The following is a 13,879-nucleotide window of genomic DNA, read 5'->3' as shown; positions in this document are numbered from 1 at the left end:
CCCCGCCATGAGGGCCCGCAGCACATCGCTGCGGGCCCTTTGCCCTGCTCGGCCCGGCGCCAGGTGCGCCGGGCCGTCGCCGGCTGATCACTGCTCCAGTTGCTGCCACCACCAGTTCAAGGACGGAACCGCGGGCGGCGCGATGCTCGGATCACTCGGGGAGTCGCTCCGGACCACATCGAAAGTCGCCCCCTCCACCGGCCAGGCGTTGCGGTTGCGCGGGCTCGCGTAGCGGGGAGCGACGTTCTGCCACGCGATGCTGCCGGCGATGTAGCTCTGCAGGGATTCGAGGTATCGCTGAAGCTGCTCGTCCGCTCCACGGGCGAGCTGTGCGCGCAGGCGGAGAAAGAGGGTCATCACCCGATCCCGCAGAGCGACTGCCTCAGGGACGGCCTCTCTCGGTACGCATCCTCGCTCGTGGGCCAACACGTTGATCAGGTTCTGCTCCCATGGCTCTTGATCGTCGTCCTTGTTGTAGGAGAAGAGATCGTTGTCGGCGGCGACGATCCACCCCGCTGCGTCGGTCACGGCCTGGACCGGGGCCGCGTACAGAGTGTCCGGCGGCAGGTCGATCCCGTTCGCGGCGTCGGCCCATGTGAGGCTGAACCGGGTGCCGTTGGCGAGAGCCCCGAGACCGGCGTACTCAGTGAGGCTGGGCATGCGGCCGCGCTCGGCCTGAGCCGTGCGCCAGCCCGCCCCCATCAACCAGTCCCTGGCTCCCTCTGCGAACCTGCGCAGCTGAAATGGCGTGAGCAGGTCCTGTGTCCGCTGCACCAGATCGTCCAGCGCCGAGGTAAGGGGCCCCGGAGGCAGGAGGGCGCAGCCGGGCATCTCCAGGGCCCGGGCGAGGCGGGCGCCGTGGTCGGTGATCGCCGCGGTACTGGTGGCGGCCGGTCCGGAGTCCTGCCAGTCGTCAACGGCGTTCGCCCAGTAGTTCCACATGGTGAACGTCAGCACGTGGTCGACGTCGCCGTCGGGGATGATCCTGCAGGAGAAGTCGGCGCTGTGCGTGGCGAGGCCCCAGGCGCGCTCGGTGGCATCGGGATAGATCCCGAAGGCGTCGATCCATTCCGTGGCGCGCTGCTCGATCTCCGCTGCCTTGGGGTGGCGCTTGGGGGCGAAGGGGCAGAAGAACGGGGGGAGTTGCCAGCCGATTCGTGAAGCGTGGCCGTGTTCGGCGATCACCGTCAGCTGCCTCCGAGCCGGAAGTGCAGCAGGCGGGTCTCCACGGCGTGGTCGCGCCAGATGCGGAACAGTTTGCCGTGAGAGATGGCGCTCTGCTGGAGCCGCTCCCGAGACCAGGATGCCTGTTCGCCGCCCTCTGCCAGACGGGACAGTTCGGCCGTGTTCCAGGCCATGGACTGTAGCCAGAACTCGCTGACGCCGTCCGTGACGTCCTCATCCTGCTCCAGCTCGAAGCCGGCGGCCTCAGCAGCGCGGATGTACTCGGTGAGGGTACCGAGCCGCGTCTTGTAGTAGTCGTCGATCCAGTCGATCCATTCGGGACGGCAGATGAAGTGCTCCTGGATGCCGAACCACCCCCCGGGCCGCAGGGCCCTCGCCACCACCTGGAACAGGCGCCGGCGGTCCATGTAGCCGGAGCTTTCGATGGCGTACGCAGCGTCGTAGCGACGCTCGTCGGTCATGTCGTGGATGTCGCCGACGCGAGGGGCGACGCGGCCGGAAACACCTGCCTGCCGGGCGAGCTCCCTGATGACCGGTATGTGGTCGTTCGCGACGGTGAGACCGGTGACTTTCGCGCCATGTTCCTGCGCCCAGTAGAGGCTGCCGCCACCCAGCCCGCACCCGATGTCGAGCAGGTGCGCGGGAAATGACTGGCCGTCAGCCCAGGTGCGCGCGGCGTGGTCGAGAATCGCCTCCTGGGCGTTGATGATCCGGCTCTTGAGGATCCGCTGGGAGACGGTGGTGTTGAGCTTGGCTGCCGGATCGAACAGGCCCACGTGGAAGTGGACCCGGGGCCCTGGACCGTACTTGTGAAGTATGTCCTGGGTCTTGCGTGCGTAGTAACGCGGCACTTCCGTGTCATCGAACGCCGTGCCATCCGCGCGCGACTGAGTGACAGGGTGAGCGTTCATCGGTTCTCCGGATTGTCATCGGATCCACTCGGGGGCCGGACCACACTGCCCGCGACTGGCTGGAATGATGCCATCACGCCGCGTGTATCCGGCCGTTGATATTCAGTTGTGATCAGCAACGATCCTCTCTACGTTCCGGTCACGCCACAGTGATGACGAATCTGGAGGCACGAGGGGATCCGCGTGAAGGGTGCCCACAGCAGCTGCCCGTCGGCCAGCCCATGGTGCCTGCCAACTGGCCCCGGAGTGCGCGACTTTGAGCCGGGCTCGCGGTGGGCGGTGCTGCGCGTCCTCAGCGGCATCCTCGTCGCAGCGGCTTGTCCTCCAGGGCAGCCCTGGAGGACAAGCCTCTCCGGCACCTGGCCACCGCGCCGGCATGCACGATCACGCCCGCGACCGCGTGTGGAAGTCGGCTGCTTCCTCGAGTGGGTGGCGACTCACGTCGAAAGTCGACGTGGCATCCGAAGCGTTGGTGGGCCATGTCCACCGCGCCACCGCGGCAGCATTCTGCGTCGAGGGGCTCAGCTCTGGCCGTTGGCGTACCAGTCGGCCAGGTCGGGGGCGACACGCGACACGGTGACGGGGCGGCCGTCGGCGCGCAGCGACTCGGTCGCCGCAACGCCGGCCGCTACGGCCTCGCGGGCGGCGACCGGGCTGGTGTCCGTCGAGCCACCGTCGCGGACGAAGCGGAGGAACTCGGCGACCAGCTGCGGGTCGGAGCCGCCGTGCCCGCCCTCGCCGGGCGAGGGCATCGCGACGACGAGGTCGGCATCGGCGCGGTAGCCGCTGCGGTGCTTCCACACGCGGACCTCGGCGCTCTCCCCGTGGTCGCCGAAGTTCTCCAGCCTGCCCTCGGTGCCGATGACCGTGTAGTTGCGCCAGTAGTCGGGGGTGTAGTGGCACTGCTGGTAGCTGGCGTGGACACCACCCTCCAGCCGCATGACCATCATCGACAGGTCCTCGACGTCGACGACGGGGTTGAGACCGGTGAGGGAGAGCGGGGGCCAGTTGCGCTCCGGGTCGTACCAGTCGGGCATGACGGCTCCGGGGGCCTGTCCTGAGCGGTCGGTGATGTCGCCGTAGACGGTGAGACCGCCGAGCGCGGTGACGCGCTCGGTGTAGGCGCCGGCCAGCCAGTGGATGACGTCCAGATCGTGGGCGCCCTTTTGCAGGAGCAGGCTTGTGGTGTTGCGGCGGTCGGCGTGCCAGTCCTTGAAGTAGAAGTCGCCGCCGTGGCCCACGAAGTGCCGGCACCAGACGGCCTTGACCTCGCCGATCTCGCCGCGCTGGATGAGGTCGCGCATGACGCGCACCACCGGCATGTGGCGCATGTTGTGGCCCACGTACAGCCGGGCGCCCCCGGTTCGCGCGGCCTCCAGGACGCGGTCGCAGCCCTCAGTGGTGATGGCCAGCGGCTTCTCCACGAAGACGGCGACGCCGGCCTCCAGCAGTTCGACGGCCAGGGCCTCGTGGGTGTGGTCGGGGGTGATGACGAAGACCGCGTCCAGCTCTTCGGCGGCCAGCATCTGACGGTGGTCGGGGTAGACGTGGACGTCGTCGCCGAACCACTCGCGGGCCCGGCCGAACATGCCGGGCGCGGTGTCGGCCGCGGCCACCACCACGCACCCCTCGCCGGGGTGGTGGGCCTCGCGTGCGAGCGTGGCACGCAGGCCGAGTCCGATGACGCCGAGCCGCAGGTCGCGGGTGTGCGCCCGGGGGCCGGCCGGGGCGGCGGAGGTGTCGGTCATATGTGCTCAGCCCTTCATTCCGGAGAAAGCGATGCCCTGGATGAACTGGCGCTGCATCGCGACGAACACCACGATCACCGGGAGCGTGGCGAGGAGAGAGCCGGCCATCAGCACCGGGTACTCGGTCAGGTGGGCGCCCTGGAGGGAGGCCAGTCCGGCCGACAGCGGCATCTTGGCCGGGTCGGTGTTGACGATCAGCGGCCACATCAGATCGTTCCAGGACCACAGGAACGTGAGGATGCCCAGCGCGAGCAGCCCCGGGCGGGCCAGCGGCAGGGCGATCCGCCAGAAGACGGTGAAGGGGTTGGCGCCGTCCAGCCGCGCCGCCTCCTCCAACTCCTCGGGCAGCCCCATGAAGAACTGCCGCAGCAGGAAGGTGCCGAAGGCGGAGAACATCCCGGGGATCACCAACGCCTGCATGGAGTCCAACCAGCCCAGGTCCTGCATGATCTGGTACTGCGGCAGCAGGAAGAGCTGGCCTGGCACCATCAGCACGGCGAGGAACCCGAGGAAGATCGCCCCGCGCCCCGGGAAGCGGATGCGTGCGAAGGCGTAGGCGGCCATCGCGCACAACAGCAGCTGGGCCGCGGTGCGCAGCAGCGACATCACGAGGGTGTTCACGAACTGCTGCCCGAACGGAATCGCCTCGAAGACCTTCGAGTAGTTCGACAAGTCCCAGTGCGCGGGCAGGATCGTCGGCGGCACCCGTACGGACTCGCCGAAGCTCTTGAAGGAGGTCAGCACCTCCCATGCCAGGGGGAAGACGGTGACCACCGCGCCCAGCATGAGCGCGACGTGGGCCGGCCACAGCCTGCCCGCACGGCTTTGGCGCCGGGAGCTCAGGGGGCCCCGGCTACCCCGCGTCGCCTCAGGCATAGTGGACCCACCTCTTTTGCAACCGGAACTGGACGGCGGTCAACGCCATGATCAGGACGAACAGCACACAGACGATCGCCGCGCCGTAACCGCGCTGGTTGTCGAAGAACGCCTTCTGGAAGAAGAGCATCACCACGGTCTGGCCATCGCCGTATGCCGGGTTCTGGAGCGAGTTCTGCGTGTTGGCGCCGATGATCAGGTACACCAGGTCGAAGACCTGCAGGGACTGGATGATCGACAGCACGGTGGTGAAAAACAGCGTGGGGCTCAGCAGCGGCAGGGTGACCGAGAAGAATTGCCGCACGCGCCCCGCGCCGTCGAGCGACGCGGCCTCGTAGTAGTCGCTGGGGATGCTCTGGAGGCCGGCCAGCAGAAGGATCATGTTGTAGCCGACGGTCATCCACACGCCGACAACGGCGACCGCGAAGCGGATCGTGTCCGGGTCGGACACCCAGTAGGTTCCGTCGATGCCGATCGCGGACAGTGCGTGGTTGAGAACGCCCACGTCGCCGTTGTAGAGCCAGCGCCAGACCACCGCGACGGCGGCGGGCATCGTGACCACCGGCAGGAAGTAGAACGTGCGGTAGACCCCTGTGCCGCGCAGGCCCTTGAGGTTGAGCAGCACCGCCAACACCATCGACAGCGGGATCCCCAGCAGCACCAGTCCGGTGTAGATGCCGGTGTTGCCCAGCGACTGCCAGAACTCGGGGTCGTCCACCAGAGTGCGGTAGTTGGACAGGCCGATCCAGGTCGTCCCGCCGAAGGCGCCCCACTGGGTGAAGCTGTAGTACACCGTCTGCACCACGGGCCACAGGTAGAAGACCGCCAGGCCCAGCCCGGCCGGGGCGATCAGCGCGTAACCCCACCACTTGTCCCGGTGCTGGAAGCGACGCTGACGACGGCGCAGTTCCCGCTGGTCGAAGGGAGCCGGGCGGGTACGTTGTGCCGGGACGGCGGTCTGCGAACGCACTTTGAGGCTCATCAGGACCGGCCCTTTCTCTCCTGCGCGAGAAGCTGATTCATCGCTTCGGTCAGGGAGCCGGCGGCGCCCTTGAGGCTTTCCTCGCCGCTCCACGCCTTGGCGAGCCACATCTGCTCCTTGTGCGACCAGGCCGCGGAGTTGGCGGAACTGGGGAAGGGCACCGCATGGTCGAGCGCGTCCAGGTGCACCTGGAGGTCGAAGCGCGGCATGCCGGCGGCCCACGGTTCGGCGGTGCCTTTGCGCGCCGGGATGGCGGTGCCGTACTTGCCCTGGAGCAACGAGGCGCGCTTCCCGCCGAGGAACCGGACGAAATCCCGGGCCAGCTCGGGCCGCGGCGTGCGGGCGTAGATGACATTGGCCAGGCCGTGCAGGACCGTGGCGCGCCGCCGGCCCTTGGGCATCGGCGCCACATCCACCTTGGCCCGCAGCTCGCGGTCGGCGTGGAACATCGCCGCGTTGTAGGACGCCTCGTAGGTCATGGCCAGCGTCCCGGACTGGAACATCTGGGTGGGATCCGTGTCGGTCATCTGCTGCAGGGACGGCGAGGCACGGTAGCGGTGGATCAGGTCGATCCACAGCTGCAACCCCTCCTGAGTGCGCTCGTCGGAGTATCCGGAGTGGCTCTTGTCCTGGGAGATGACCCAGCCGCCGGCCTGCGGTATCGAGTTGTAGTAGTTCTCCTGCGCGCGAACCGGAGCCCCCACACCGTAGATCCCTCGCTTGCGGTCGGTGAGCCGCTGCGCGGTGGATATCAGGTCCTGCCAGGTCCACGTGGAGTCCGGGTAGTCGACCTTGGCCCGGTCGAAGATCTCCTTGTTGAACCACAGTGCGACCGTGTCGAAGTCCTTCGGAAGGCCGTACTGGGTGCCCTTCCAGCGGTAGAGGGACATCAGATCGGGCGGGAAGTCGGCGGGCCGCAGCACGGCGTCCGGCCCGTCGGTCTCCAGCGGCAGAAGCTGCCCGGCATCCGCGTAGAGACCGAAGTTGGGCCCGTTCATCCAGAAGACGTCCGGAGCGGCGCCGCCGGTGCACGCCGTGCGCAGCTTGGTCCAGTACGTGCCGTTGGGAGTGAGCTGAACATCGACGGTCACACCCGGCCGAGAGCGCTCGAACTCCCGCGCCACCCGCCTCATGGCGGGCACCTGGTAGACGTCCCAGACGCCGTAGGTGAGATGGCCGCGCCGGGAGCCGCCACCGGCGGCCGACGAGGAGGGGCCGCAGCCGGACGCGAGCGGGACGGCCGCAAGCGTCGTGGCGGCAGCCGCCGTGAGCAGGGAACGTCTACGCACGCGGAGCCTTCCTGGGGATGGGGCCACCGACCCCGCCGCACGGGAGAGGCCGCGTTCTCGGCGGAGGACGCCCGTGGGGGACGTTCGTTGGGGACGCAGCCCCACAGCCGAGACACCCGGACGCTAATTGCTCAAAGTTGCAAAGGTCAATGCCCTTTCAATCATCTTTATGCATTGGCTCGCGGCGGCGCTCCTCCTGTGTGACGACTCCGCACCGCGAGCGTCTGGAAGAGATGGCTCTTGAGCAGCAGTTTCCCGACGCCGGGAGGGGGCTCGACCTGGCGCACCAAGCAGCCGCAGAGCTGGACGCGGCATGCCCGCCGGGGCGCCCGCTGGTGTGGCAGTAGGGGCCAGGGACGCTGTTGACTCGGACAGGTGAACGCGAATCACCGTCTGCCCCTCGCCTCGGACACCAGGGCGAATCTGAGTACGGGTACTCAAGCCCATGGCCGACACGACTCCGCATACTCGCGCCATGCACATGGAATCGCCGGGTTGCCCAGACTGCGGAATGCCTCTGGGGTCGCCTCCGCCCGCTTGGTGCACCCGTTGCCGACTGCCCCTGACCGGGCCGGATGCCCAGGCGTTGTGGCAGGTCACAGGAGAGTTGCGCGCGCTGGACGCACGCAGGCACTGGCTTGCGCAACGGCACAACGAGTTGCTGGCCGCGCTGCGGATGCACCGGGACGCCCCCACGGGGATGCCGGTGACCGCTCCCGTGGGCGGGGACGGCGGTTCGGCGGGCGTCCCGGGGCGGGAGGTCTCCGCGCCGTCCGCCCGGACCGCGCTGCTGATCGTCGGCGGGGTGCTGGTGGTCGTGGCCGCGTTGGTGTTCACCGTGGTGAGCTGGGGACGGCTGGGCATCGGCGGGCGGGCCGCCATCCTGCTCGCGGTGACCGCGTGCGCGCTCGCACTGCCCCGTCCGCTGCGGCGGCGGCAGCTCACGGCCACCGCCGAGGCTTCGGCCGCGGTGGGACTCGCCCTGGTGCTCCTGGACGCCTACGCCGCCCGGCAGGCCGGACTCGGCGGGCTGGACCGCGTCGGGACGGCGGGCTACTGGGCGGTGCTCACCATGCTGACCGCGGTGGGAGCGGCCGCCTACGGCTGGTGGCAACGGCTCCGGCTCCCGCTGCCCGTGGGGTTCCTGATGGCACGACTGCCCGGCATCCTGGGCGCCGCCGCCTTGGGCGGAACGGCCGAGGACTACGCGACCGCGATGATCGCCACGGCCGCGGTGGACTTCGCGGTCCTGTACGCACTCACCGCACGCGCCGCCACCGGGCCTGCCGGGTTCCGCGACCGGGTGGGCGGCGAACGGGCTGCCACCGCCCTGGTCACGGGGGCCGGGGTGGTGGGCGGCGGATGGGCGCTGCTGGGCGGGGCGCTCGCGGTGGGGCACGCGGTGGTCGCCTCGTCGCTGACCGAGGTGGCGCGAGCCTGGGTACCGCTGGGTCTGCTGGTGCTGCTCGGCATGGCGCTGTGCCGCGGCTTGCGCACGCTGCCCTTCGCGCTGCGCTCCGGCGGCGAGGGCGTGGCCGTCGTGGCGTTGATCGTGGCCGTCGGCGCCGGTTTGCGGTACGTCACCCCCTCGGGGTGGGTCGCGGCCGGATACGCGGCACCAGCGGCACTCATCGCCGTGTGGGCGGCGGTGTCCTGTGCGCGGAGCGGCCGGTGGGCAAAGCCTGAGAAGGGTGGCCCGCTCGCACCCCCGCCCGACGCTGCGGCCGCGGTGGGAGAGCTGGCCGCCGCCTCAACCATGCTGCTGCTGACCGGTGTCGTGGTGCTGCCGGAACTCGCGCACGCCCTCACCCGTCCCATCGTCCCCGGCATGGCGCTCTGGCTCGACGGTCACCCGCCGCGGTGGAGCTGGCAGCTCGCGAGCGCGCCGCTGGTCGTGCTCTGGTTGCTCACGTCCGTCCTGGGCATCATGGCCGTACTTCGTGCCCGTGCCGTTGGCGACCGGCACAAGGACCGACTGGCGAAGGCGCAGTGCAACGCCACAGCACTGGCTGCCGTCCCCGCGCTGCTCCTGCTGCCGGTGGCGCTTGGGCTGCCGTACGGGTGGGTGCTGGCGGCCGCCGCTGTGGCGTCCATCGGCGTGGCGGTGGACGTCGTGCGCCGGCCGGGGGCCGCACTCGTACCGCGGCTCCTGGCACTGGCCGCCACCGGCGCTCTCACCCTGCTGTGGTCGACGGCCGACCGGGCCGCCCTGCTCGCGGTGTGCGGGACCTTCGCCGCGTCGGCAGCCGTACTCGCCCACGTTCTTGCGGCGCCGACCGCCCGGCCCGCCGAGCGTGCGACGGCGCGTGTCGCGGGTGCCTTCGCCGTCCTCGCCCTGGGCGTCGAGGCGGTCGCGTCCGCGATCACCACCGGCCTGCCCTGGCACGTCACGGGGTTCGTGGTTCTCGCGGTCGCTGCTGCCGCCGCCGGTGCCGCAGCGGCCTGGCACCGGATCCCGGGGCGTGATCAGGTCTCCACCGCCGTCGAAGGCACGGGGTACACCCTTGCGGCAGCCGCCCTCGCTCTGACGGCCCCTCACCCCGCTGCGCTGAGCCTCGCCCTAGCCGTGACCGGGGTCGCGGGGCTGGCCGTCGCGCTGCGCCCGGACCGCCGCCGCGCCGCACTCGTCGGAACCGCCCTGCTCATCGCCTCCTCCTGGGTGCGCCTCGCCCTGGCAGGCGTCTCCTCCCCCGAGGCGTACACGCTGCCGATCACAGCAGCCGCGCTGATCATCGGCCACCGCCGACGTAGGAGCACCCCGGGGACAGGCTCCTGGGCCGCCTACGGGGCGGGGCTGAGCGCAACCATGCTCCCCAGCCTCGCCGCCACGTGGAGCGACGAGAACTGGGTACGCCCGCTGCTCCTGGGCACGGCGGCGCTGCTCGCCACCGTCGTCGGGGTACGCACGCGCCTGCAAGCACCGCTGGTCGTCGGCAGCGGCGTACTCCTGCTGGTCGGGCTGCACGAACTCGCCCCGACCGTGGTCCAGGTGCTCGGCGCCCTCCCCCGCTGGGTGCCGCTGGCCACTGCCGGCCTGCTCCTCCTGCTGCTCGGGGCCACCTACGAGAAGCGGATCGGCGAAGCCCGACGCCTGCGTGACACGGTGCGCAGCATGGGGTGAGCCTCCGAAACGGTCCCTGCTGACGTCGGTCTCGGCGGAGCTGGACGACCTCACGGGGTGTCCAGCGAGGTCAGTCGACCTCGCCACTTTCCCGGAGAAGCTCAGAATCGGGATGTGGCGCCCGTGAGGAGCCGGTCCTGCGCTCGACAGGAACGCAAGCCTCCCCATCGTCCTTCAGAAGGGCTTCAAGGTCCTCGACCCGTAGGTAACAGTCACCATCAACGCCCCAGTCCCGTCCCCAGGAGTTGCGCAATCGCACGACCGGCGTGGTGCCGCCATTCCCGTTGAGCCGCGCCTTGAGCGAGACACCACGCACGAGGATCGCATGGCCCCCAAAATCACCCGGGGACACCTCCAGCAGCCCGTTGGGGGCCGGCTGGAACATGGAGTCGTACCACTTGATACCGATCACGACGGGGCCGAAATAGCCCAGCGTGCGCAGCACGTCGTCCACTCCGAAAGCCCAGCGATACTCCTCCATATAGCCGCGTGCGGATACCGCCTTGGCTCCGGCAAGCACCGAGGTGCCGTCGTAGTTCTCGCCGGGCCACTCATCGACTTTCTGAGCTTCGCGATAGACACCGCGAGCGAAAGAAGCGTCCACTCCCTGCACCTCGACCGGGGTCGCGATCAGCTCGTGGGACCAGGCGAATCCGACGCAGGCGCCTTCGTTTCCTTGGTCCAACCAGGAAGGACAGGACCAGCCTGCAGAGCGCAGGGGAGCTCGCTCGGTGACCATCTCTCGGATGGGGTAATTCCTGCTGCGCTCGTCGAACTGTGGAACGCGGTCGAGTCGCCGGTCGATGGTCGTGTAGCCATTCTTCAAACGATTGCTGGCCATCGTTGCTCCTAGGTTCGGTCCCCGTCACCAGCTGATGCTGTTGCGCGGCCGGGCGCACCTCGGAAGGCAGGATTTCCGCGCAATCGGAGTACCCATGAGATGAAGCCTCGGATGAGGGCGCCGGGAGCGTAGGCGCCGGCCCTGAGGATTTCCGACCTGCCTCCCGCCGGGGCTCGATACGCGCCGGCCTGATCCGTTGGTCGGAAAGACCCTGGAAGCCTGATGAAGATCTTGCTCAGTGCACCCAACCTGCGCCGGTTCACTCAGAAAATGTCTACCTGGGAAAATCGCCGTGATCCAGGCGCGTTTCCAAGATTGTCAGTGCACTTCTAGCCGGCTGCCGTCTGCGCATGCCGGCGGAACTGCTCCGGCGTCACGATCCCCGGCGATGGGTGCCCGGACGGGTAGAACACGCCCTGGCAGGTGTAGCAGTAGCGCGCCTCGGCGGTGAGTGCGGCCGCACGGGCCGCTCCCTCCTGAGCCCGCCGCGCATCCCTGTTCTCGCCACGGACGATGGCGATCGTGGCCACGACGATGAGCACCGCGACGACGACGCCAACGGCCGTGAGCCACGGCAGGTCCCGTTCGTCGGCAAAATACTTCCCTGCGAGGCCGGCCGCCAAGGCGAGCACGATGCCCTCGACGACGTGCATGCAGCCATTACCCGTGGTGTCCTTCGGCGCCGACGCAAGCTTGGTCGTCAGGTCCTCGCGCCGTTCCCCTCCGTCTGTACGTGCCTCGACCACTGGCACGTTCTCCCGCGTCCGGCATCCGGGACATGCCACCGGGCCGTTCGCCTCTTCGTTCCTCATGCCCCCATGATCGCGCTTCACGATGTGTCCACATCAAGTGGGGGGGGCGGCCGTCGGACGGCGGCCTGGAAGCCCGAGAAGGGGCCCTGTGGTGCTAGGCCGCCAAGGAGCACAGAAATAGGCTGAAGGTAGCTGTCTGTGCCCGCTGTAAGGAGGAAGAGGCCGCTGCGGGCTTGCTCTTCTTGTCAGGCTCGGAGGGCGATCGCAACCCTGGATCGGCACCTGCGCGCCGAGCGCCGGCTGCCTTCGAGTCGCATCCCTTGCAGGAGATCCTCTTGGACTACTTCGACCTCGGGACCTTCACCCGGCCCGTATCGACATCTTCGCCGGAAGCGCAGCTTTGGTTCGACCGTGGCCTGGTGTGGAGCTTCGCGTTCAACCACGAAGAGGCGGTCACCTGCTTCGAAGCGGCGGCGGTAGCGGACCCTGGCTGTGCCATGGCGTACTGGGGCGTCGCGTACGCCATGGGCCCCAACTACAACAAGCCCTGGGAGTTCTTCGACGACGCCGACCTGCAGCGCACGGTGGAACGGACGCACGCCGCCGTCGAACGGGCCCACGCGCTGTGCGAGGGGGCCACGCCGATCGAGCGTGCACTCATCGAGGCACTGCGCGAGCGCTATCCCGCCTCGCACGCCGCGCAGGACTGTTCCATCTGGAACGAGCCCTACGCCGAGGCCATGCGCTCCGTATACGAACTCGCCCCCGACGACCTGGATGTCGCCACCCTCTGTGCGGACGCGTTGATGAACCTCACCCCATGGCAGCTGTGGGATGTGCGCACGGGCGAGCCCGCGGCCGGCGCGCGCACGCTGGAGGCGAAGGCCGTCCTCGACCGTGCGTTGCTGACCGCGACCGGCATCGATCACCCGGGCGTACTGCACATGTACATCCACCTGATGGAGATGTCGCCGACGCCGGAGAAGGCCCTGGCGATCGCGGACCGGCTGCGCGGTCTGGTCCCGGACGCGGGCCACCTGCACCACATGCCCTCACATCTCGACGTGCTGTGCGGGGACTACCGGCGGGTCGTGTCGGGCAACAGCGACGCGATCAGAGCCGACGAGAAGTACCTGCAGCGAGCCGGCGCGATGAACTTCTACACGCTCTACCGGTCGCACAACTACCACTTCAAGATCTACGGAGCGATGTTCCTGGGTCAGTCCAGGGCGGCACTGGAGACGGCCGCGCAGTTGGAGGCGTCCATCCCCGAGGAACTGCTGCGCGTGGAGAGCCCGCCCATGGCCGACTGGCTGGAGGGCTTCCTCGCCATGCGGGTGCACGTGCTGATCCGCTTCGGCCGGTGGACAGACATCCTCGCGCTGGCGATGCCTCCCGACCCGGAGCTGTACTGCGTCACCACGGCGATGCTGCACTACGCGCGCGGCGTGGCGTACTCCGCGCGCGGGGCGACCGCCGAGGCCGAGATCGAACGCGAGACGTTCCGCCACGCGGCCGGAAGGGTTCCCCAGACGCGGATGCTGTTCAACAACACCTGCCGGGACATCCTGGCGATCGCCTCCGCCATGCTCGACGGCGAGCTCGAATACCGCAAGGGCGAGTACGACGTGGCGTTCGCCTTCCTGGAGCGCTCCATCGAGCTCGACGACAACCTCCCCTACGACGAACCGTGGGGCTGGATGCAGCCGACCCGCCACGCCTACGGGGCGCTCCTGCTGGAACAGGGCCGGGTGGAAGAGGCCGAGGCCGTCTACCGGGCCGACCTCGGACTCGACAACAGCTTGCCCAGGTCCTCGCAGCATCCAGGAAACGTCTGGGCCCTCCACGGCTTCCACGAATGCCTCGTGCGGCTCGGCAGGACGGCAGAAGCCCGCATCGTCGTCCAGCAACTCACCGTGGCCACGGCACTCGCGGACGTCCCCGTCGAGGCGTCCTGCTTCTGCCGCCTGGAGACCGCGGGCGCGAACAGCGGCTGCTGCTCCGACTGAGTCCTTCGGTGCGCACTGACGCTGTCAAATTCTCGGCCCGGAAGGACCGAGCTTGTCGCCCGGTCCTGTGAGGCGTTGATTGCAAGTGGAGCGTGACTGGCTGCCGCGTTGGTCCCCTGCGTCTGAGTACAGTTCAGGCTGTACTGGGGCGTTTGACTGCGCCCC

10 protein-coding genes are annotated in these 13,879 nt (G+C 69.1%); 2 read left to right on the top strand and 8 right to left on the bottom strand.

Going from position 1 to position 13,879, the window contains the following annotated elements; translation table 11 throughout:
- Positions 1–87: 87 nt before the first annotated feature.
- From ACH4FH_RS35400 to ACH4FH_RS35375, 6 genes are all read right to left on the bottom strand, one after another.
- The gene (locus ACH4FH_RS35400) at positions 88–1,185 is read right to left on the bottom strand and encodes a hypothetical protein (RefSeq protein ID WP_398560070.1); all 1,098 of its coding nucleotides are present in this window, start codon (positions 1,183–1,185) and stop codon (positions 88–90) included.
- 2 nt (positions 1,186–1,187) lie between these two features.
- Positions 1,188–2,096 (bottom strand): SAM-dependent methyltransferase, encoded by a 909-nt coding sequence (locus ACH4FH_RS35395; RefSeq protein ID WP_398560069.1) that lies wholly within the window; start codon positions 2,094–2,096, stop codon positions 1,188–1,190.
- A 521-nt stretch (positions 2,097–2,617) separates the two neighbouring features.
- The gene (locus tag ACH4FH_RS35390) at positions 2,618–3,844 is read right to left on the bottom strand and encodes a Gfo/Idh/MocA family protein (protein ID WP_398560068.1); all 1,227 of its coding nucleotides are present in this window, start codon (positions 3,842–3,844) and stop codon (positions 2,618–2,620) included.
- 6 nt (positions 3,845–3,850) lie between these two features.
- Positions 3,851–4,630: a carbohydrate ABC transporter permease gene (locus ACH4FH_RS35385; protein ID WP_398560067.1), complete on the bottom strand. Its 780-nt coding sequence runs from the start codon at positions 4,628–4,630 to the stop codon at positions 3,851–3,853.
- An 82-nt stretch (positions 4,631–4,712) separates the two neighbouring features.
- Positions 4,713–5,702, bottom strand: a complete 990-nt coding sequence (locus ACH4FH_RS35380) for a carbohydrate ABC transporter permease (protein WP_398560066.1) — start codon at positions 5,700–5,702, stop codon at positions 4,713–4,715.
- Entirely contained in the window at positions 5,702–6,991 is a 1,290-nt protein-coding gene (locus tag ACH4FH_RS35375; protein WP_398560065.1) for an ABC transporter substrate-binding protein, read from the bottom strand. Before ACH4FH_RS35375 ends, ACH4FH_RS35380 begins: the two co-directional genes overlap by 1 nt.
- A gap of 607 nt (positions 6,992–7,598) precedes the next feature.
- Between ACH4FH_RS35375 and ACH4FH_RS35370 the strand changes: the two genes are divergently transcribed.
- Complete coding sequence (locus tag ACH4FH_RS35370; RefSeq protein WP_398560064.1) at positions 7,599–10,112, top strand: SCO7613 C-terminal domain-containing membrane protein; 2,514 nt, start codon at positions 7,599–7,601, stop codon at positions 10,110–10,112.
- Between the two features lie 70 nt (positions 10,113–10,182).
- Here ACH4FH_RS35370 and ACH4FH_RS35365 read toward each other — a convergent pair whose 3' ends face one another.
- Together ACH4FH_RS35365 and ACH4FH_RS35360 are read right to left on the bottom strand one after the other, a co-directional pair.
- Positions 10,183–10,953, bottom strand: a complete 771-nt coding sequence (locus ACH4FH_RS35365) for a hypothetical protein (protein WP_398560063.1) — start codon at positions 10,951–10,953, stop codon at positions 10,183–10,185.
- Positions 10,954–11,282: 329 nt separating this feature from the next.
- Complete coding sequence (locus tag ACH4FH_RS35360; protein ID WP_398560062.1) at positions 11,283–11,699, bottom strand: hypothetical protein; 417 nt, start codon at positions 11,697–11,699, stop codon at positions 11,283–11,285.
- A 341-nt stretch (positions 11,700–12,040) separates the two neighbouring features.
- Between ACH4FH_RS35360 and ACH4FH_RS35355 the strand changes: the two genes are divergently transcribed.
- Positions 12,041–13,714 (top strand): tetratricopeptide repeat protein, encoded by a 1,674-nt coding sequence (locus tag ACH4FH_RS35355; protein WP_398560061.1) that lies wholly within the window; start codon positions 12,041–12,043, stop codon positions 13,712–13,714.
- Positions 13,715–13,879: the final 165 nt, after the last annotated feature.

This window comes from Streptomyces sp. NPDC017993 (assembly GCF_044328065.1).
Lineage (GTDB): Bacteria > Actinomycetota > Actinomycetes > Streptomycetales > Streptomycetaceae > Streptomyces.
The sequence above is the reverse complement of the archived record's forward strand: the minus strand, read 5'-3'. Positions and strand labels throughout refer to the sequence as shown.

What these genes read in the sequence shown, in the direction of transcription:
- ACH4FH_RS35395 (WP_398560069.1), bottom strand. Translation starts at nt 2,096, where the DNA reads ATGAACGCTCACCCTGTCACTCAGTCGCGCGCGGATGGCACGGCGTTC.
- ACH4FH_RS35390 (WP_398560068.1), bottom strand. Translation starts at nt 3,844, where the DNA reads ATGACCGACACCTCCGCCGCCCCGGCCGGCCCCCGGGCGCACACCCGC.
- ACH4FH_RS35385 (WP_398560067.1), bottom strand. Translation starts at nt 4,630, where the DNA reads ATGCTGGGCGCGGTGGTCACCGTCTTCCCCCTGGCATGGGAGGTGCTG.
- ACH4FH_RS35380 (WP_398560066.1), bottom strand. Translation starts at nt 5,702, where the DNA reads ATGAGCCTCAAAGTGCGTTCGCAGACCGCCGTCCCGGCACAACGTACC.
- ACH4FH_RS35365 (WP_398560063.1), bottom strand. Translation starts at nt 10,953, where the DNA reads ATGGCCAGCAATCGTTTGAAGAATGGCTACACGACCATCGACCGGCGA.